Raw genomic sequence first — 18237 nt, 5'->3', positions numbered from 1 at the left:
CATGGCAGGCAAATTCTTTGACGAATGGCAAGTGGGTGAGCGCCTTCAACACGACATCCGCCGCACGGTGACCGAAACGGACAACCTGTTGTTCTCAACCATGACCCACAATCCGCAGCCGCTTCACCTTGATGTTGAGGCGGCAAAGGAAAGCGGCTTTGGGCAGATCCTGGTGAATTCGACCTTCACCTTTTCGTTGCTCGTGGGGTTGTCGGTGGGTGACACAACGCTCGGTACGCTGGTGGCCAACCTCGGCTTTGACAAGGTGGTCACACCAAAGCCGGTATTCATCGGCGATACCTTGCGTGCCGAAAGCGAGATCAAGGAACTGAGGGCCAGCAAATCGCGTCCCGAAGCAGGGGTCGTGACGTTCATTCACGAGTTGATCAATCAGCGCGATGAAGTGGTGTGCCGGTGTGAGCGTTCGGCGCTGCTCAAGCGAAAAGGTGCCTAGGCGGCATTGTCCGCCAGTTCAGACGCATCGCCGCCAAGCGCTTGCCACAAGATGATCCGCGCCCTTTGTGCAGCAGCCAGAGCAGCCGCTGCGCGCTCGCCGCTGCTGTCGGCGGCACGGCGCGCTTCGAGCACTTCGAGAAAGCTGGCAAGCCCGGCGCGGTAACGATCATCGGCAAGGCTTGCCGCGCGCTCCAACTCGTCGCGTTCCTGCGCGGCGAGGGCGGCTTGCTCATCGGCGGCGGCGACGAGGCCATAGGCCGCCTCTGCGTCGCCTAACGCCTGAAACACCGCGCCGCGATAGGCCTGAAACGCAACTTTCTTGCCAGCCGCCGCGCCGTCGATTTCGGCCTCGATGCGGCCAAAGTCGAGCAGGGGCGCTGCAACACCCGCGGTGAGTGTTCGTACGAGCGAGTCTTCGTCGAAAAAATTGCTGGGGCTGAACGAGAGAAGCCCGAGCACGCCAGAAAGCGTGAGGCGCGGAAAGCGCGAGCGGGCGGTGGCGGCAAGTTCGGCATCGCTCGCGGCAAGTTGCGCAGCGGCGGCAAGCACGTCAGGACGGTTGGCAAGAAGTTCTGAGGGCAGACTTGCCGGCGCTGCGCCCGGCGCAGATGCCTTTGTTGGGAGGGCCAAAGCGGCGGCGACCTCGTTTCCGTCAAGGCTGGTGAGCGTGACCAAACGGCCCAGAAGGCGCGCGCGCTCGCTTTCGAGAGCGGCAAGGCGCGACCGCGAGGCGCTGGCCTGCGCTTCGGCACGCACGCGGTCAAAACCCGGCGCAATCCCTGCATCCTCGCGCGTCTTGGCAAGCGCGGCGAGGCGCATGGCGGCGGCAACGTCGCTTTCAATCGCGGAGGTGCGCGCATCAAGCGCGCGCCAATCGACAACGCTCGCCGCGATTTCGGAAAGAAGCGCCAGGCGCACTGCCGATGCAGAAGCGGTCGCTGCGTCGATCCGGGCGATGGCGGCACGTTCCTGAGCCTTCAATTGCCCGAAAAGATCTGCGTCCCAGCGCGCGGTTATGTTCGCTCCGTAAGAGACCTGCGTCGTGTCAATCGCCTGCGCAATCGGGTTATTCGATCCGAATTGGTTGGGGTTGATGCGGTTTTCGGTGACACTGGCGTCGACCCCGAAATTGGGAAGGCGTTCTGCCCCCGCACGGCGGGCCCCGGCGCGCGCCGCTTCGACGCGGGCCATGGCTTCCAGCAGCGTCGGCGACTTATCGAGAGCGGCGGTGGAAAGGGCCACAAACCCCGCATCTTCGCTCGGCAATAAAGCATCCAGCGAGGCGGCGTCCTGCGCATTGGCGGCGAAGGTATAGGTTGCGGGCAGTTCCGGTACGGGCGTCGCGACCTCGGGCGGCGGGGCAGCGACGCAGGCGGTGAGCGAGGCTGCAAGGCCAATCGCTGCAAGGCGGGCGTAGAGCGTGGTCATCGGCTTACTCCCCACCCTCCTCAGAAGCACCGGCATCAGTTGCGCTAGCATCAGAGGCGCTGGCGGCCGGGATAAAGGCGTCGATCTGTTGTCCGACGCGGAAGACATCACCGCCTTTATCCTGTGGCAGAGCATAAATCACCTGAAGCACGCGCACATCGACGCGCTCGGCTGCGCTGTTGGTGAGCGAGCGTTTGGGAACCACTTGCGGCTCGACCCGAACGAAGGATGCCTCGACGCGAATATCCGCTGCACCGCGCGGCGAGACAATGGCGGGCGCTCCAAGTTTCAGGCGTGCTGCTTCGTTTTCGTCGATATCAACGCGAATGTGTAGCGGGTTCGTCTCTCCCATCTGGATAAAGGGTTCCGTGCCCCCCGCTCCTTGTGTCGCGACAAATTCGCCGGGGCGCACGTTAACCGCGAGGATTTCGCCCGTGATCGGTGCGCGAACCGTGAGGCGTTCGATTTCGGTGCGCACGCTGCTGGCGCGGGCTTGCGCTGAGTTGAGCCTTGCGCGGGCAAGCGCAAGGCGGCTCTTGGCGGCATCGGCCTCGCCTTCGACACGGATGATCTCCGACCGGCTGACCGCTGCGGGGTCCGAAAGACTGTAGTAAAGGGCGAGCTGCTGGGCAGCGGTTTGCTGGGCGGTCCGCGCCTCGGCGATTGCCGCGCGCGCTTCCTGAATGGCGGCATTGGCCTCCGACAACTGCGCGCGGGCAGAACGGGCATCGACGAGGAAAAGCGGCTGACCCTTCGCCACACGATCCCCCGGAGCAACGCGTACATCCGTGACGAGGCCCGACAAGGCCGAACCGATATTGATCACCTCGCTTGCCGGTTCGACAATACCAGCGCCCGCCACACGCGCGCTGTTTGCCAGCTCACCGGTGGCTTTGGGCGGTTCGTTCGCGGGCTCCGCAATCGAGCGATCGGGCAGGCCGAACGCGATATAAAGCGCCGCGCCGATAATGCCGATCAAAGCGAGAACCGGCAGGACTTGCCTTGAGAAACTGACGTTGGAGGGAAGGAGGGCCATGGTGTTCTCTTGGATTGAGTGGGCGTTGAACAGGTACGGTTTAGTGACCGTCGGGCATTTCGGTTCCGTCGTGGGTGACGACGCCGTCTTCCAGGACGAGAATGCGGTCAGCGAGGTCGAATATGCGGTTGTCATGGGTGACGATGATGCAGGCGCGGTCTTTGGCGACGGCGACTTCGCGCAGCAGATCCATCACCCGCCGGCCAGAGCTCGCATCAAGCGCAGCGGTAGGCTCATCGCACACCACAAGGCGCGGTTCGTGCACCAATGCGCGGGCAATCGCGACGCGCTGTTGCTGACCGCCGGAAAGCTGGTTGGGGAGCTTTTCCGCCTGATCACCAATGTTGAGTTTGTCGAGCAGCTTCTTGGCTTTCTCGCGCGCTTCCTCGATGGCCATTCCCTTCGCGATCAAGGGCACGGCTGCGTTGGCGGCTGCGTCGATCGAGGGGATGAGATTGTATTGCTGGAAAATGAAACCGATGTTCTCGAGGCGGAAGTTCACAAGTTCGGTATCCGACAGCTTGTAGATGTCGGTGCCGAATACCTTCACCTCGCCCTCGGTCGGCCAAAGAATGCCGCACATGATGGAGATAAGCGTGGTCTTGCCCGAACCGCTTTCGCCAACCACGAATGTCATCTCGCCCGACCGGATATCGGTGTCGATACCGTGGAGGACGCGGATCGTGGATTGGCCGGCCTGAAAGTCGCGCACGATACCGCGAGCGCAGATTGCGGTTTCGGCGCTGGTTTCGGCGCTGGTTTTAGCGGTGGTTTCGGTTGGGGCAGGGGATGCGGGGGCGGTCATCTAAACACCGATGCGGGTTCTGTGGATAGGACGCTGCGCAGCGCGAGCCAGCCTGTAATCGCAAGGATCAGGATCACTGCTCCCATACTGATCAACGGGATTTGCCATGGAATATAAAAGCCTTTGAAAAACGGATTGCCGCTGAAGCTCCACAGGAAGATCGCCGTGCTCATGACGCCAAGCGCATAGCCAATCGCGCCGACCATTCCCGCTTGCACGGCGACCATCCGGACGATTTTCATATTGGTGAGGCCAATCGCTTTGAGCGCGCCGAACTGGCGGATATTGTCGCGGATGAAGAGGCTGAAGGTGAGACCCACGATTGCTACGCCGACGACAAAGCCGAGAATGACGGTGATCCCGAAATTGGTCGGGATGCCGGTGTTCTCGATGATGAAATCGACACCTGCCTCGGCAAATTCATCGCGCGTCTGCGCCTTGAGGCCGGTCTGTTCCTCGATCCGGGCCGCAACTTCACCCGCGCTAAGCCCGTCGCTGACGCCCACCAGTACGAAACTCAGGCGGTTGCGGGTGCCGGGCACGAAGTTGAGGGCGCGCGAATACTTGGTGTAGAGGACGGCGGTGCTGGTGAAGGCAGGGATCGAATCGGCAACGCCGCGAATAACGGCCCGCTGGTCATTGAGTTCGAGCCGCTCACCCATCACATCGGCGCCAGGCCCGAACATATTGAACAGGCCGCCATCGTCGATGATCACCGTGTCGGGCTGCTGGAGAGCCTGCTTTGATCCCTCCACCAGGTTTTGCGGGAGGCCTATCAGGGTTGCATCATCAACTCCGATAATCGCCACCTGCTCCAGATCACCCTCTTTCGTGCGCACCGATGCGGCAGAGCGCAAATGCGGCACCGCCCATTCAACACCGGGAACAGAGCGCACTTCGTCAAGAGCGGTCGAAGGCATGGCATAACTTACATCGGTGGTGCGGCTGACCGGGTCCATTACCCAGATTTCCGCCTCTGGCGCATTGTAAACACCGCTTGCGCCGCGTTCGATCAGGTTGACGAAAATGGTGAGCTGCTGCGTGATCAGCAGGGTCGAAAAGGCGATGCCGAACAAAAGCCCGTAGAACTTTTGCGCATCCCCCGTGAGCATCCGGATCGCAATCCACAGCATCGTCGAACCACCACCTTGTTCAGTAAACCCATCCCTGGAGGAGGGCTTGCGCAAACCAACAGGATCGCTATTAATGAACGGCCCCGTTTACTTAAGGGGTTAAATGAACGGGGGCGTTCATTTTGTCAACTCAACAATTCCCGGCGGGTTCCAGTAAACTTGAAAATTCCGATCTCATCGAACCCGAACCCTTCTGCTGAAAAGCGCAAGGCCGGGCGTCCGCTGGACGAAGCCAAGCGGCAGGCAATCATCGCGGCAGCTTCCGATCGGTTCATGCAAGACGGCTTTGCGGCCACGTCAATCGAGCAGGTCGCTGCCGATGCCGGCGTCTCCAAGGTCACGATCTATAACCAGTTCAGCGACAAGCGCGGGCTGTTCGCCGCCTCGATCGAGAGTGAGTGCGAAAAAATGCGCGGCTATTTCACTCTTGATGAAGTGCCCAGCGGCACCATCGAAGAACGCCTCACCACCATTGCCGAGGTGATTCTCGCCTTCCTTTCGCGCCCGGAAATGATCCAGTTCGAACGCCGTATCGCTGCTGAAACAGAGCATGACGCCGCCGTGGGGCAAGCTTTCCTCGAAGCGGGCCCCTGGCGCATGAAAGCCGCGTTCAGCGCATGGCTTGCCCATGCCAGCGAAAGGGGCGAGCTTGCGATCGATGATCCCGATATTGCTGCCGAACAGTTCGTTTCCATGGCAAAAGGCATGGGCGATCTGGAACGGCGTTTTGGCGGGACGCCTTGTGATGAGGGTAATAAAGCGCGCATTCACGGCGCTGTTTCGGTGTTCCTTGCAGCCTACCGCGCCGACTGATCGTATTTTCAGGCATCAGTGAGCGAAATTTGTGCCTTTGACCCGGATGCGCATTATCTTGCGATTCATGGGACCTGTCCTACATTGAAGGCTCATACAAGGAATCGAAGCGAATGAACGACCAGAACGATCCAAACGAGCAGCCACCCGAGGGCCAGAATCCATGGGTGCGGCAGCTGATGATCTGGGGCGGCATTTTCATGGCGCTCCTGCTCGTTGTCTCGATGTTCAGTGGCGGCGGACAGCCCGCTGGCAGTGCGATCCCCTATTCCGAATTCCGCAATCAGGTTGCGGCTGGCGAAGTGAAGGATGTGCAGATCGGCGATGATGTCATTACCGGCACTCTCAAAAGCGGCGAAGCTTTCAGCACCGTTCCGGTGACAAGCGACACACGCATCACCGCGCTGCTTGAAGAAAACGACGTTCAGTTCACCGGCACCGCGCGCGAGCAGCAAAGCCTGCTTCTGCTGATTCTGGTGCAAGCTTTGCCCTTTATCCTGATCCTCGGCATCGCCTTCTTCGCCCTTCGCCAAATGCAAAAGGGCGGCAATGGCGGCGCGATGGGCTTTGGCAAGTCCAAGGCCAAGATGCTGACCGAACGATCGGGCAAAGTCACTTTTGACGATGTTGCCGGTATCGACGAGGCGCGCGAAGAATTGGAAGAAGTGGTCGAGTTTCTGAAAGATCCGACACGCTTTTCCAAGCTGGGCGGCCAGATTCCGAAAGGCGCGCTGCTGGTGGGTTCGCCGGGCACCGGTAAAACGCTTCTTGCCCGCGCGATTGCGGGTGAGGCGGGCGTGCCGTTCTTCACCATTTCGGGCTCCGACTTTGTCGAGATGTTCGTGGGCGTGGGCGCAAGCCGTGTGCGCGACATGTTTGAACAGGCCAAGAAAAGCGCGCCGTGCATCGTCTTCATCGACGAGATCGACGCTGTGGGCCGCTCGCGTGGTCACGGTCTTGGCAACTCCAATGACGAGCGCGAGCAAACGCTGAACCAGCTGCTCGTCGAGATGGACGGTTTCGAGGCCAACGAAGGCATCATCATCGTTGCGGCGACCAACCGCCCCGACGTGCTCGACCCGGCGCTGCTGCGTCCGGGCCGGTTTGACCGTCAGGTTGTCGTGCCGATCCCCGACATCGACGGCCGCGAGAAAATCCTTGGCGTTCACATGAAGAAGGTGCCTCTTGCACCCGATGTGAACCCGCGCACGATTGCGCGCGGCACGCCCGGTTTCTCGGGCGCGGACCTTGCAAACCTCGTGAACGAGGCGGCTCTTCTGGCCGCGCGCCGCAACAAGCGTTTGGTTGCGATGCAGGAGTTTGAAGACGCCAAGGACAAGGTCATGATGGGCGCAGAACGCCGCTCCATGGTCATGACCGAGGATGAGAAGAAAATGACTGCCTATCACGAGGCAGGCCACGCGCTCGTCTCGCTGAACGAGCCGGCATCAGACCCGATCCACAAGGCGACGATCATTCCGCGCGGGCGTGCTTTGGGCATGGTCATGCGTCTGCCGGAGCGCGATAGCTACTCCTACCACCGCGACAAAATGCACGCGAACCTCGCGGTTGCGATGGGTGGACGGGTCGCTGAAGACATCATCTTTGGCCACGACAAGGTGTCCTCCGGTGCCTCTGGCGATATCCAGTATGCAACCGATCTTGCGCGCAACATGGTCACCAAATGGGGCATGAGCGAGAAGCTTGGCCCGCTGCAGTACGAGCAAAGCCAGGAAGGCTATCTTGGCATGGGTCAAACCGCGCGCACCATGGGCGGGGCAGAAACCAACAAGCTTATTGATGCCGAGATCAAGTCATTGGTTGAAGGCGGGCTCAAGCGCGCTGAGGAGATCCTGAAGTCTCAGGAAGACAAGCTTCACACGCTCGCTCAGGCGCTGCTCGAATATGAGACGCTGACCGGTGAAGAGATCAACCAGCTTATGAAGGATGGCAAGATCGACCGCCCGGATGAACCAAAGGGGCCAAACATTGTGAAGCCCGTTGCAGGTTCAACGGTTCCCAAGGCGGGCAAACGCTTTGGCGGATCGGGCGATGAGGCACCGCAAGGCGCTTAAAAGTTTCGCGACAAGACAAACAAAAAGGGCGTTTCGACATGGTCGAAAGCGCCCTTTTTATCAGAACGCCCCCAGGACAAGCAGCGCCTGAAGGAACAGGACCGCGATGATCCAGATAAATACGCTCAGCACCATCAATCGCCAGAAAGCTGCAAAGCGCGAAAGATCATAGGCGCCGCGAAGCTGTTTGTAGATGTGGATCGGGGGGATGATAAACAGTGCCATAACGACGAACCCTGCGCCAATGCCCAGCGTTCCGATCACCGATAGGGCGATAAACAAAAGCGACATGAACGACAGCGAATAGGTCACGAATATCGCGTGATCATAGGCTTTGAACCGCCGCTTCCATGCAAAGATCATCCACACGAACGGCAGCGAAATCGGGATCAGGAGCCAGCTGAACTTGTAGCCGTTCGCCTGCAATTTGTAGAGCATGAGACCCGGATTTTCGCGCCACTTTTTCAAAAGCCCCTTGTCGATCGTCTCAACCCCGGTGAGGCTCACATCGACATTGGCGTTTTCCTTGAACAATGCCTCGTTCACATTATCGAGCAGGTCTGCGGATACTTGGGAGCCATCTTGTGCGGCTTCTGCCTGTATGTCCTGAACGATGTCCTGCGTGGTCAATTCGCCCGCCGCCTCCCTTTCGAGATAGCCTTCGATTGTCGTCAGCTCTTCGGTGAGCCTGTCTCTCTCCTGGCTGTTTTCGGGAAGCGCCGCGATTTCATCGCGGAGGCGCTGTGCCTCAGCCTCGCCCTGATCGCGCACGATTTGTGCAGGGTCCGGCACGTTGACATCGGTCGGCGTAGTGAGCCCGACCATCTGGAATACGGCGAACATGGCAAAGGTGCTGAACAGGAACATCGCCATGGGACTGACGAATTTCGCGCGTTCGCCCTCGATATAACGGCGGGTGAGTTTGCCCGGCTTGAAGGCGAGCAGCGGAAGAGTGCGCCAAAGCTTGCCGTCGAGGTGCAAAACGCCGTGCATCAGATCATGACCAATCGCGGCAAGCGAGCGGTGAACCGCGGTTTTCTGCCCGCAATTGGTGCAGAATTTGCCCGGAGCATTCGCGCCGCAGTTAAGACAGCTATCGGGGCCAAGCGGTTTACCCGCGCCATCGCCGCTGCGCGTCGGTTCTACCGCGCGGCCGACGATGCCGCCTTCGACCACTGTGCCAATTCCTTCGGCGATGTCACTCATGTGAAGCTGCCCCCGCTCGTGTTGCGCCGCACTATAGCCCTTGCGCGCCGATTGCCAAACGCCGCTTGAAGGCACAAAAAAGGCCGCGAGGAAGCGCGGCCTTTCAGGTTCGGTTTGGTATAGCCCGGCTTACCCGTCGTAATCGGCCCCGATAGAGGTCGAGCGGGTTGGCGCCGACGCCGTGATGCGAAGCGCTTCTGCCGACTGGCTGAGCGAACCGATTTCGTCGGCATCGTCCTCGTCGTCGGGAAGGATCTTCTGAAGGCTGGTGACGAGAGCTTCGTTAAGCTCCTTGGGCTTGACCGTCTGCTCGGCGATTTCGCGAAGAGCCACAACCGGGTTCTTGTCGCGGTCGCGATCAAGCGTCAGCTCGCTACCGCCTGAAATTTCGCGAGCGCGCTGCGCTGCAAGCAGGACGAGGTCGAAGCGGTTTGGAACCTTGTCGACGCAATCTTCAACGGTAACACGTGCCATTAAACGGGCCTCTTGGAATCTGGATTCTTTGGAAAAGAGGCTCGCAGCTAGGGTTTCGGGCGCAAAGAGTCAAGAAATTCCGCCTTTGTCACCGCCTGTGCAAGGCCGGTTCTAGCCGTCCACTCCCCAGCTCGAATAGTCGCGCGTCACAGGCGAGGTAAACTTGGTGATTTCGCTCTGGAAGTGGAGTTGCACATCGCCGGTCGAACCGTGACGCTGCTTGGCGACGATCAGGCGCGCCTTGTTCTTGATTTCGAGATATTCCGCCTCCCACTGGGCGTATTTCTCCTGCACTTCCATGCTGCTCGACCCGTCAGGGTTGGGCATTTCGGGGCGCTCTGCCTCTTTGTAATAGTCGCCGCGATAGATGAACCAGACCATGTCGGCGTCCTGCTCGATCGAACCGGATTCGCGAAGGTCGGAAAGCATCGGCTTTTTATCCTCGCGCTGCTCCACCGCACGGCTCAGCTGGGAAAGCGCGATCACAGGAACGCTGAGTTCCTTTGCCAGCGTCTTCAGGCCCCGGCTGATCTCCGAGATTTCGTTGACGCGATTGTCATTGGCTCTGCCCGACCCCTGCAACAGTTGCAGATAGTCGATGATGATGAGGCCGATATCGTGCCGCCGCTTCATCCGCCGCGCCCGCGTGCGCAGAGCGCCAATGGTCAGGCCGGGCGTGTCGTCGATATACAGCGGCAATTCCGCCAGACGCTGGCTGGCAAAACTCAACCGCTGGAAATCATCGCGGGTCAGCGTACCGGAACGAAGCGCCTCGGATGACACTTCCGATTGCTCGGCCAGGATCCGCGTCGCAAGCTGGTCTGCGCTCATCTCCAGGCTGAAAAAGGCAGTCGGCGCGCCATAGCAATGTTCGCCCCCGTCGCTTTGCCATTTGAGGTATTCCTCAGCGCAATTGAACGCGATGTTGGTCGCAAGCGAGGTTTTGCCCATGCCCGGGCGGCCAGCCAGAATGATAAGGTCGGAATTGTGCAGGCCCGAAGTTTTCTGGTCGAGCGTTGCCAGCCCCGACGTCTTGCCCGACAAACCGCCGCCCGAATTCATCGCGGCTTCGACCATCTTGATCGCTTCCAGCGCCGCCTCGCGGAAACTTGACGCTTCCTTGCCGGTCGCAGCGCCTTCCGCAACGCGGTAAAGGTCCGCCTCGGCCTGCGCGATGCGGTCGACCGGGCTTGTTTCTTCCGATGTGTCGAGCGCGTCTTCGACCAATCCCCTGCCAACGCTCACCAGTTCGCGCAAAAGCGCCAGATCATAAATCTGCTGCGCCAGTTCGCGCGGCGCCAGAAGCCCCGCGCCATTCGCGGTCAGCTGTGCCAGATATTTCGGCCCGCCAAGCTCTTTTAGCGCTTCATCAGCCTCGAAATGCGGACGCAAAGTGACCGGCGATGCGGTCGCATTGCGTTCGATCAGCGCCAAAACCCGCCCGTAAATCCGCTCGTGCAGCGGCTCGAAAAAGTGTTCGGGCCGGATCGGGGTCTGCAATTCCTCGATCACGCGGTTGTCGATCAGAACCGCACCCAGAAACGCGGCCTCCGCTTCCAGGTTGGAGGGGAGTTTGCGCCCGCCTTCTGCGGTGTTTTCGACAAGGGAGATTGGGGTGGGTTCGGCCATCGGCATCTCAATGGTCGTTGACCGGGGTGGAGGCAAGCGCAAGGTGCGACAAATTTGTTTCCCTTGGCTGTGGATAGCGGGGATTGGGTACAGTTGTGCTTGAATTTCCCCCTTCGCATCTGCGAAAGCTGCGCGCAGCATGTCCGAAGACACACCCGATTCAGCGAGCAGCCCGAGCGGCACGCATCGCATTGCCCACATCGCTCTTGATGAAGAGACGATCCTGTGGCGCAACGCCGATGTCGAACAGGAACGCCGCGTTGCGATCTATGACCTGATCGAGGAAAACACCTTCAAACCCGTGCGCAGTGCGGCACGCGGCGCGAAAGGCCCCTACCGTCTGAAACTGGCGGTTCAGGACGGGCGGCTGGCGATGGAAATCGCCGACAAGGACGAAAACATACTCGAAACGCTGCTCATCGGGCTTGCGCGGTTCCGCCGTCCGATCCGCGAATATTTCGCGATCTGTGACAGCTATTACCAGGCGATCCGCAAGGCGACCCCGGCCGAGATCGAGACAATCGACATGGCGCGGCGCGGTATTCATAATGGCGCCGCTGAACTTCTGGTCGAGCGGCTCGAAGGCAAAGTTGAAACCGATTTTGCCACCGCGCGGCGGCTCTTCACCCTTATCTGCGTCCTTCATATCAAGGGCTGAGGCGAGACGGCGTGGCGCGCAAAAGCAGCAATAGACGTAGCAGCAACAGGCGTGGCCGCAAGAAAGGCGGGCTGGGCATCTGGGTCTTTCGGGGCGCGGCATTATTGGTGCTTGTGGCTATCAGTTTTGCGGCGTGGTTCTGGTGGGATATGCGGGTCTGGCGGCCCGATACTTCGCTTTATCCTGAACAAGGCGCGGTCGTGGCAAGCGGGGCTTCGGGCACGAAATTCGATACTCTTGCCGCAATCGGCGCAGAATTTGTCTATCTCGAACTCGGCGGTGCGGGCATCGCGCCCGACCCGGGCTTTGCCGCGCGGTTGGGCGATGCGCGCTCGTCAAAGCTTAAAACGGGCATCTCCATGCCGTTTGACCCCTGCCTTAAAGCCGATGAGCAATCCTCGCGCTTTACCCGGATGGTGCCACGCGATTCGGAACTTTTGTCGCCCGCGCTCACTTTGCGCCAGCTGGGTTCGGGCTGCGTGCCTGCGGTCAGTGATGCGGCGGTGGAGGCAGAGCTGATGACGCTTATCAACCAGATAGAGATGCATTCGGGCAAGCCCGTTATCCTGCGTCTGGCGCGCGATTTTGAACTTCGCCACGACATCGCCCGCATGATCGAGCGCGATTTGTGGCTTGAACGCGACCGCGCAAGGCCCGACTACGCCGGACGCCCGTGGCTTTTGTGGAGCGCCAACGGGCAATATGTTTCCGAGGCGTCCGAGACGCCAATCGAGTGGGTGGTGGTCCAAAGGTGATGAGCAAGCGATGAGCAAAAACAAGGATCAGCTGATTGCAGCGGCGAGGGAAGCGGCGACCAAGGCTTACGCGCCCTATTCCGACTATCAGGTCGGAGCGGCGCTTTTGTTCGATGACGGCGCGATCATCACCGGCACCAATGTCGAGAACGCAAGCTACGGGCTGACCGTTTGCGCTGAAAATGTCGCGGTGGCCCGTGCCTTTGGCGAAGGGCGACGCGGCGGATTGACGGCGGTCGCGGTGGTCGGGCCGCTGGACAAGGGCGATGGTTCACCGATTACGCCATGCGGCCGCTGTCGCCAGGTGTTGAATGAAATCGCTGGGCTGGGCGGGACCGACCCGGTGATTTATTGCGTTGGCCGCGACGAGGTTCGCGAGGTGACGCTTGCTCAGCTTTTGCCGCACGCTTTTGGGCCTTCGCACCTCGATTGAGTTTTTTGGCACGTTCGCGCCTTTCGTGTGTTGGTTAGTTGCAACCGACGAAAGGTCCTTATGTTTTTTGATAACTCTATCGCTGATGCTGTCGCACGCGGAATAATCATCGCTGTCATTGCGCTTGGCTGGATGAATTTGCTCATCCGCCTGAACGGGCTTCGCTCGCTGTCCAAGATGACCAATTTCGACTTTGTTACCACCGTTGCTTTCGGCTCGCTTCTCGCAGGTGCTGCGCAGGTGAACGAATGGACCGCGGCCCTGCAATCCTTCGCAGCGATGCTGGGCCTTGTTCTTGCGCAGGCGGCGACCTCGTTTCTCCGCCAACGCTCGGATGCGGTCGCCGGGGCAGTCGGCAATGAGCCATGCCTGATCATGCGCAATGGCGAATTCGACGAGGACGCTCTCAAAGCGACCAACGTGCGCCGCGAAGACATGATTGCGAAATTGCGGGAGGCCAATGTCCTGCAGATGTCACAGGTGCGCGCCGTAATCCTCGAGACGACCGGCGATGTGTCTGTTCTTCACGGAAGCGAAGAGATCGACGAGATCATCCTTACCGACGTGCGCGGCGCTTCCTAACTTCCCAGGATGCCGCTCAGCGGGTTCTTGCGGAAGGCACGCTCTTCGGCGCCGATATAAGAGAAGATGCCATTGAGCCCCTGATCGGTGACCGAGCGGTTGATCTTTTCGCGGTTGAGACCGGCGCGCCCGATAAAGGAATGCTGCTGCGCCAGACCATCGAAGGTCTTGTAAATCCCGGCGCGCTCAAGAGCACTGTCGACAAGCGGATTGAGGCGCGAATGCAGGCGGTCATTGGCCGACGCGCGCAGATATTGCGTGCCACCATCGCTTTCGCGGATGATGCCGGGGGCATCGGAGAAGGACAGCTCGTCAATCGCATCGCGGAAGATGGGCTTGGCTTCGCCTGCGGCAACGCCCGCGGCATCGTTGATTTCGCGCGTGATCCCATCGAGCACGCCCAGATCGCTCGCCCCGCCAAGGATACCGCCAAGAACGCCGCCCGCGCCCCCAAGAACATCGTTGCCAAGAATATCGGTCCCCAGATCGCCCACAATCGGCAGGCCGATGCGCACATCCTCATCGCCGTAAAACGCGCCGGGCACGGCCAGCTTGTCGAGCGCGCTATCGGTTGCCTTGCCAAGGATCGAGGACAGGCCCAGCCCGCCGCGACCACCCAACAGCCCGCCGAGCCCTTGCGCATGGACGCTTGCCGGCATCACCCCTGTTCCAAAGAGCATGGTGGCACCTGCGATAAAACGGCGGCGATCGGGTGATACAGTCATGAGCTTGCCTTCCAACTTTCGTGGGTCTGATTGCTCTGTATCACGATTTCGCCCTGAACCGTGGGTGTCGGGCTTGTAAACTTATGTCAGCTTTGATCGAGCCATTCGAGGAGCGCTGCGAGACAGTCGCGGGCGAGCATCTTGCACCGTTCCGGCGACCAGCCCTGTTCGGGCTCGGGAAAAGCGGCGAGGTCCTTGTAAGGCATCTCCAGCGTCATTGCGCACGCGCCGAAACGCTCGGCCACCTGATTGGTCGAAATCGCCAGGTTCGCGCGGCCAGCCGGTGTCTTGGGATAGCCAAGCTCGGTCTGGAAATCGGGGGTGCGCCGGTCAAGGATGCGCTCGTAGCGGTAGAATTCGTCGCCAAGCGCGTCGGTCCACGAAGGGATGCCTTCAAACCCTGCAAGGAAGACCGCCGGGATCGCTTCATCGCCGTGCACGTCCATCGCAAAGTGGACGCCGGTTTCGTCCATTGTGTTGCGGATCGCGAGCACTTCGGGAGAGGCCTCGGCTGATGGCTCGGCCCATTCGCGGTTGAGGTTGGTTCCCGCAGCATTGGTCCGCAAATGCCCGCGGCGTGAGCCATCGGGATTGCAATTGGGCACGATGTGGAAACGGCACTTGGCCAAAAGCGAGCGCGCGACCGGATCGGCGGGGTCGGTGAGGCATTCAAGCGCCCCTTCCATCCACCATTCGGCCTGCGTTTCGCCCGGATGCTGGCGCGCGTAGAGCCACACCTGTTTGTCGCCCTCACCCGTTTGCAGCATGTCGAGCGGCTGCCCGTCGAGCGTCTCGCCAATGCGGGTCAGTTCGACGCCTTCGCACGCGGCGGCTTCAGCGACGAGATCGTGGTGCCGCTCCATCGTATAGGGCGCAAAATAGGCGAAATAGGCGATGTTTGATGCGGGCGTGTAATGGATCGTGAGCGTCCCGCCCTCTTCGTCCTTGTCGAAGGAAGAGGCAGCGCGCGCCCAATATTCGCGGTCTTCGGAAACACACGCATCATATCCGGGCCACCCGCCGGGATAGGCGCTGTCGTTCAACCCGGTGATCTTGAGCGTGACTTCCTCGCCCGCCTTTCCCGCGACGCGGAAATGGAACCACTGCTTGAACTCGGAATTGTGATCCTTGGGGATGGCAAGGCGCGCCGATGCGCCGTCGATCGAAAGCACTTCGATATTGCCGCTGTCAAAGGCGGCATCAATCGCGATTTGGGTCATTCTATTGTTGTTCCTGAAGGTCATTGGGGCTGATCGAAATGGTCTCGCCATTGCCGCCCGGGAAGTCTTTGAAAAGCGCTTTTGCCAGGGCAGCGGCGCTCGCCTCGATTTCTGCGTAGGGGGAGTTGATCGAAACCGCCTGCTGGGCGCGGCCCTCCCATAGCGAATTGCCCCTCGCATCGGAAATGCGAACCGACAATTTGGTCAGTGCATTGGGTTTTGCGGTGTTGCCGCCAAGGTTGATGCCTACGCCAAGGCCAAGCCCGCTGCCATAGCTGCCGGTCGAGCCGCCCACGCCGACATTCACCGGCCCGCGCGAAGAAGCGGGGGCAAGTTCATCGCGGCTGGTTTCAACGCGGGCGGTCTGCACGCCCATCTGGTCCTGCGCGATCACGGTGTATCCCAGCGCGACAAGTTCGGCAGCCACGGCATTGTAGAATGCGGTGCGGGCACGCTCGTTTTTCATTTCGCGCGGGAAAGTGATCGCAATCTCGCCCTCTCCGATAGACGCGCCTGCCTCGCTCAGATCACTGACAAAGCGGGTGACCTCGACCGGGCCCGAATAGGCAGTGCCTGTGCACGCGCTTATCGACAGGCCCAAAAGGACTGCGGGGAACGCTTTGACCAAGCGCGAAGTTGTGGCGACCATCGTTTTATCCTTCACAAATTGATTCACGACTTTGCAGGGGCTTGGTGCTAGCCAGCGCGTCATGACATCAGTAGCGCATACCACCTTAACGAAACCCGCCGCGAATAAACAGGCCGTGCTCGTCACCGGCGGTGCGGGCTATATCGGCAGCCACGGCGTTCTCGCTCTGCTGGACGCAGGGTGGCCGGTGGTGGTGATCGACAATCTTACCACGGGATTTCGCTGGGCGGTGCCCGATGGCGTGCCTTTTTACGAGGGCGATATCGAGGATACACAGCTTCTGGCGCGTATCTTTGCCGAGGAGAATGTCGGCGCGATCCTGCATTTTGCAGGCTCGATCGTCGTGCCCGAAAGCGTCGAGAACCCGCTGAAATACTACCATAACAACACCGCGAAAAGCCGGGTCCTGATCGAAACGGCGGTGAAGGCAGGCGTTGGACACTTCATCTTCTCCTCGACCGCCGCGACGTATGGCGTGCCCGATGTGGAGGCGGTGAGCGAGGACACGCCCCAGCGACCGATCAACCCTTATGGCTGGTCAAAACTGATGACCGAACAAATGCTGGGCGATGTTGCGGCTGCGCATCCGATAAACTTTTGTGCGCTGCGTTATTTCAACGTCGCAGGAGCAGACCCGCAGGCGCGCACCGGACAATCCACCGCTGGCGCGACGCACTTGATCAAGGTTGCGCTTGAGGCGGCCCTTGGCAAGCGCGAGTTTGTCGGCGTGTTCGGCACCGATTTCGATACGCCCGACGGGACCGGAGTGCGCGATTACATCCACGTCAGCGACCTGGCTTGCGCCCATGTCCACGCGCTCGACGCCCTGATCGCTCGGCCGGAACGCTCGCTCACCATGAATTGCGGATATGGCCGGGGCTTTAGCGTGCTTGAGGTGCTGGACGCGGTCGACCGGGTGACGAACACCCCGATCAAGCGCCGCCTCGAAGATCGCCGCGCTGGTGATCCGGCATCTCTGATCTCCGACCCGTCGCTAATCCGGCAAACCTTGCCGTGGGAGCCGCAATACGCAGATCTTGATACGATCATCACCCATGCGCTCGCGTGGGAGCGCAAACTGACGGACCTGCGCGGATAATCAAAGCCTCTTGCGGGCAAGGAATCGGTTGACGAATCTGCACAGGCTTCATATGTGCGCACCCAGAATTTCGGCGCGCCGGACCTTCCCGGGCGCGCTTTTTATTTGAAAGCTTGAACAATGAAGATCCGCAACAGCCTCAAGTCGCTGAAAAACCGTCACCGCGATTGCCGCGTTATCCGCCGCCGCGGTCGCACCTATGTGATCAACAAGACCAACCGTCGCTTCAAGGCGCGCCAAGGTTAATTGGCGACCCTTGCGCCGGAGAGCCGGCGTGAGTGCGATTGGTATGTGTGATCGGCCCGCCTCCTCCCATAGGAGCGCGGGCCGCTTCTGTTTGAGGGTCAGGTGCAAGTGAACAAAGCCGTTGTCTTCGATGTGGGCCGGGTGCTGTTCGGTTGGCAGCTTCGCGCTCTGTTTGAAAAGATCATTGCCGACAAACGCGAGCTTGAATGGTTTGTCGATACCGTGGTCACCGAAGAGTGGCACTTCCAGCATGATCGCGGCCGCGCGCTTGATGACATGGTGGCGGAGCGCATCGCGCAATTTCCCGCCTATGCAAACCACATCAAAGCCTATCGGGAACGGTTCAACGAAACGATCACAGGGCCGATTGCGGGCGTGCATCCGATCGTTCACGAATTGAATGGCGCGGGCGTTCCGCTTTATTGCCTGACCAATTTCGGGCACGAATTGTGGCACGGGTTTCGCCCGAGCCAGCCGATCTTCGACGTGTTCGAGGATATTGTCGTCTCGGGCACCGAACAAATCGCCAAGCCGCAAGCCGGCATCTATGAAATCGTCGAGGAGCGCAGTGGCCGCGAAGGCGCGGATCTGTTCTTCACAGATGACAATGCGGATAACATCGCGGCCGCCAAACAGCGCGGTTGGGACGCGCATCTGTTTACCGATGCCCCGACCCTTCGCGCGCAGTTGGAAGCGTCAGGCTTCCTTTAGAAACACGCATCCGCGCAAGCCCCCAAAAAAATCCCCGACAAGCCGCCATTGGGGCTTGCCGGGGTTTTGCAGTCTTGCCCGCTTGGACTGGCGGGCTGGGGAAG

At 60.3% G+C, this 18237-nt stretch carries 20 protein-coding genes; 10 read left to right on the top strand and 10 right to left on the bottom strand.

What is annotated here, in order from left to right:
• The first annotated feature begins 1 nt into the window (after position 1).
• Positions 2-454, top strand: a complete 453-nt coding sequence (locus tag MWU38_RS05100; protein WP_247270735.1) for a MaoC family dehydratase — start codon at positions 2-4, stop codon at positions 452-454.
• Here the strand turns inward: MWU38_RS05100 and MWU38_RS05095 are convergent.
• The 4 genes from MWU38_RS05095 to MWU38_RS05080 are packed head-to-tail and all read right to left on the bottom strand — an operon-like array spanning position 451 to position 4858.
• Positions 451-1884: an efflux transporter outer membrane subunit gene (locus MWU38_RS05095; RefSeq protein ID WP_247270734.1), complete on the bottom strand. Its 1434-nt coding sequence runs from the start codon at positions 1882-1884 to the stop codon at positions 451-453. The two genes, MWU38_RS05100 and MWU38_RS05095, sit on opposite strands and share 4 nt — an antisense overlap.
• Positions 1885-1888: 4 nt before the next feature.
• On the bottom strand, positions 1889-2920 hold the full coding sequence (locus MWU38_RS05090; RefSeq protein ID WP_247270733.1) for an efflux RND transporter periplasmic adaptor subunit: 1032 nt from the start codon (positions 2918-2920) through the stop codon (positions 1889-1891).
• Between the two features lie 40 nt (positions 2921-2960).
• Positions 2961-3725, bottom strand: coding sequence for an ABC transporter ATP-binding protein (locus MWU38_RS05085; protein ID WP_247270732.1), 765 nt, complete (start codon positions 3723-3725; stop codon positions 2961-2963).
• Complete coding sequence (locus tag MWU38_RS05080) at positions 3722-4858, bottom strand: ABC transporter permease (protein WP_247270731.1); 1137 nt, start codon at positions 4856-4858, stop codon at positions 3722-3724. The genes MWU38_RS05085 and MWU38_RS05080 overlap by 4 nt, the downstream gene beginning before the upstream one ends.
• Positions 4859-5017: 159 nt before the next feature.
• Between MWU38_RS05080 and MWU38_RS05075 the strand changes: the two genes are divergently transcribed.
• A complete protein-coding gene (locus MWU38_RS05075; protein ID WP_247270730.1) occupies positions 5018-5671 on the top strand; it encodes a TetR/AcrR family transcriptional regulator in 654 nt (217 codons plus the stop codon).
• Positions 5672-5784: 113 nt separating this feature from the next.
• Positions 5785-7746: an ATP-dependent zinc metalloprotease FtsH gene (gene ftsH / locus MWU38_RS05070; RefSeq protein ID WP_247270729.1), complete on the top strand. Its 1962-nt coding sequence runs from the start codon at positions 5785-5787 to the stop codon at positions 7744-7746.
• A 60-nt stretch (positions 7747-7806) separates the two neighbouring features.
• On the opposite strand, the gene MWU38_RS05065 is transcribed toward ftsH, so the two are convergent.
• From MWU38_RS05065 to MWU38_RS05055, 3 genes are all read right to left on the bottom strand, one after another.
• Positions 7807-8952, bottom strand: a complete 1146-nt coding sequence (locus tag MWU38_RS05065) for a DUF3667 domain-containing protein (protein WP_247270728.1) — start codon at positions 8950-8952, stop codon at positions 7807-7809.
• Between the two features lie 129 nt (positions 8953-9081).
• On the bottom strand, positions 9082-9426 hold the full coding sequence (gene rpoZ / locus MWU38_RS05060) for a DNA-directed RNA polymerase subunit omega (RefSeq protein WP_247270727.1): 345 nt from the start codon (positions 9424-9426) through the stop codon (positions 9082-9084).
• 111 nt (positions 9427-9537) lie between these two features.
• Positions 9538-11055 (bottom strand): replicative DNA helicase, encoded by a 1518-nt coding sequence (locus MWU38_RS05055; protein WP_247270726.1) that lies wholly within the window; start codon positions 11053-11055, stop codon positions 9538-9540.
• Positions 11056-11194: 139 nt separating this feature from the next.
• Here MWU38_RS05055 and MWU38_RS05050 point away from each other — a divergent pair, with 139 nt between their 5' ends.
• The 4 genes from MWU38_RS05050 (at position 11195) to MWU38_RS05035 (ending at position 13483) form a co-directional block, all read left to right on the top strand.
• Positions 11195-11713, top strand: coding sequence for a UPF0262 family protein (locus MWU38_RS05050; protein WP_247270725.1), 519 nt, complete (start codon positions 11195-11197; stop codon positions 11711-11713).
• A gap of 113 nt (positions 11714-11826) precedes the next feature.
• Positions 11827-12468, top strand: a complete 642-nt coding sequence (locus MWU38_RS05045; RefSeq protein ID WP_247270724.1) for a glycoside hydrolase family 25 protein — start codon at positions 11827-11829, stop codon at positions 12466-12468.
• A gap of 10 nt (positions 12469-12478) precedes the next feature.
• On the top strand, positions 12479-12901 hold the full coding sequence (locus MWU38_RS05040) for a cytidine deaminase (RefSeq protein WP_247270723.1): 423 nt from the start codon (positions 12479-12481) through the stop codon (positions 12899-12901).
• Positions 12902-12961: 60 nt separating this feature from the next.
• Positions 12962-13483, top strand: a complete 522-nt coding sequence (locus tag MWU38_RS05035; RefSeq protein WP_247270722.1) for a YetF domain-containing protein — start codon at positions 12962-12964, stop codon at positions 13481-13483.
• Here MWU38_RS05035 and MWU38_RS05030 read toward each other — a convergent pair.
• From MWU38_RS05030 to MWU38_RS05020, 3 genes are all read right to left on the bottom strand, one after another.
• Complete coding sequence (locus MWU38_RS05030) at positions 13480-14208, bottom strand: DUF4197 domain-containing protein (protein ID WP_247270721.1); 729 nt, start codon at positions 14206-14208, stop codon at positions 13480-13482. The genes MWU38_RS05035 and MWU38_RS05030 overlap by 4 nt on opposite strands.
• A gap of 86 nt (positions 14209-14294) precedes the next feature.
• Positions 14295-15428 carry a M14-type cytosolic carboxypeptidase gene (locus MWU38_RS05025; RefSeq protein ID WP_247270720.1) on the bottom strand — a complete coding sequence of 378 codons (1134 nt, stop codon included), beginning with the start codon at positions 15426-15428 and terminating at the stop codon, positions 14295-14297.
• A gap of 1 nt (position 15429) precedes the next feature.
• Positions 15430-16077: a hypothetical protein gene (locus MWU38_RS05020; RefSeq protein WP_247270719.1), complete on the bottom strand. Its 648-nt coding sequence runs from the start codon at positions 16075-16077 to the stop codon at positions 15430-15432.
• Between the two features lie 61 nt (positions 16078-16138).
• Here MWU38_RS05020 and galE point away from each other — a divergent pair, with 61 nt between their 5' ends.
• The 3 genes from galE (at position 16139) to MWU38_RS05005 (ending at position 18133) form a co-directional block, all read left to right on the top strand.
• Positions 16139-17176: a UDP-glucose 4-epimerase GalE gene (gene galE / locus MWU38_RS05015; protein ID WP_247270718.1), complete on the top strand. Its 1038-nt coding sequence runs from the start codon at positions 16139-16141 to the stop codon at positions 17174-17176.
• Between the two features lie 120 nt (positions 17177-17296).
• A complete protein-coding gene (gene ykgO / locus MWU38_RS05010; protein WP_007165381.1) occupies positions 17297-17422 on the top strand; it encodes a type B 50S ribosomal protein L36 in 126 nt (41 codons plus the stop codon).
• 108 nt (positions 17423-17530) lie between these two features.
• Positions 17531-18133, top strand: a complete 603-nt coding sequence (locus MWU38_RS05005; RefSeq protein ID WP_247270717.1) for an HAD family hydrolase — start codon at positions 17531-17533, stop codon at positions 18131-18133.
• Positions 18134-18237: the final 104 nt, after the last annotated feature.

Origin of the sequence: Qipengyuania sp. S6317L1 (assembly GCF_023015615.1) — a bacterium.
Classification (GTDB): domain Bacteria; phylum Pseudomonadota; class Alphaproteobacteria; order Sphingomonadales; family Sphingomonadaceae; genus Erythrobacter.
Note: the sequence above shows the minus strand (reverse complement) of the source record. Positions and strands in the feature narration are given on the sequence as shown.

What these genes read in the sequence shown, in the direction of transcription:
- MWU38_RS05055 (WP_247270726.1), bottom strand. Translation starts at nt 11,055, where the DNA reads ATGGCCGAACCCACCCCAATCTCCCTTGTCGAAAACACCGCAGAAGGC.
- MWU38_RS05065 (WP_247270728.1), bottom strand. Translation starts at nt 8,952, where the DNA reads ATGAGTGACATCGCCGAAGGAATTGGCACAGTGGTCGAAGGCGGCATC.
- MWU38_RS05020 (WP_247270719.1), bottom strand. Translation starts at nt 16,077, where the DNA reads ATGGTCGCCACAACTTCGCGCTTGGTCAAAGCGTTCCCCGCAGTCCTT.
- MWU38_RS05030 (WP_247270721.1), bottom strand. Translation starts at nt 14,208, where the DNA reads ATGACTGTATCACCCGATCGCCGCCGTTTTATCGCAGGTGCCACCATG.
- MWU38_RS05050 (WP_247270725.1), top strand. Translation starts at nt 11,195, where the DNA reads ATGTCCGAAGACACACCCGATTCAGCGAGCAGCCCGAGCGGCACGCAT.
- ftsH (WP_247270729.1), top strand. Translation starts at nt 5,785, where the DNA reads ATGAACGACCAGAACGATCCAAACGAGCAGCCACCCGAGGGCCAGAAT.
- MWU38_RS05090 (WP_247270733.1), bottom strand. Translation starts at nt 2,920, where the DNA reads ATGGCCCTCCTTCCCTCCAACGTCAGTTTCTCAAGGCAAGTCCTGCCG.
- MWU38_RS05085 (WP_247270732.1), bottom strand. Translation starts at nt 3,725, where the DNA reads ATGACCGCCCCCGCATCCCCTGCCCCAACCGAAACCACCGCTAAAACC.
- MWU38_RS05040 (WP_247270723.1), top strand. Translation starts at nt 12,479, where the DNA reads ATGAGCAAAAACAAGGATCAGCTGATTGCAGCGGCGAGGGAAGCGGCG.
- galE (WP_247270718.1), top strand. Translation starts at nt 16,139, where the DNA reads ATGACATCAGTAGCGCATACCACCTTAACGAAACCCGCCGCGAATAAA.
- MWU38_RS05035 (WP_247270722.1), top strand. Translation starts at nt 12,962, where the DNA reads ATGTTTTTTGATAACTCTATCGCTGATGCTGTCGCACGCGGAATAATC.
- MWU38_RS05080 (WP_247270731.1), bottom strand. Translation starts at nt 4,858, where the DNA reads ATGCTGTGGATTGCGATCCGGATGCTCACGGGGGATGCGCAAAAGTTC.
- MWU38_RS05095 (WP_247270734.1), bottom strand. Translation starts at nt 1,884, where the DNA reads ATGACCACGCTCTACGCCCGCCTTGCAGCGATTGGCCTTGCAGCCTCG.
- MWU38_RS05025 (WP_247270720.1), bottom strand. Translation starts at nt 15,428, where the DNA reads ATGACCCAAATCGCGATTGATGCCGCCTTTGACAGCGGCAATATCGAA.
- MWU38_RS05100 (WP_247270735.1), top strand. Translation starts at nt 2, where the DNA reads ATGGCAGGCAAATTCTTTGACGAATGGCAAGTGGGTGAGCGCCTTCAA.
- ykgO (WP_007165381.1), top strand. Translation starts at nt 17,297, where the DNA reads ATGAAGATCCGCAACAGCCTCAAGTCGCTGAAAAACCGTCACCGCGAT.
- rpoZ (WP_247270727.1), bottom strand. Translation starts at nt 9,426, where the DNA reads ATGGCACGTGTTACCGTTGAAGATTGCGTCGACAAGGTTCCAAACCGC.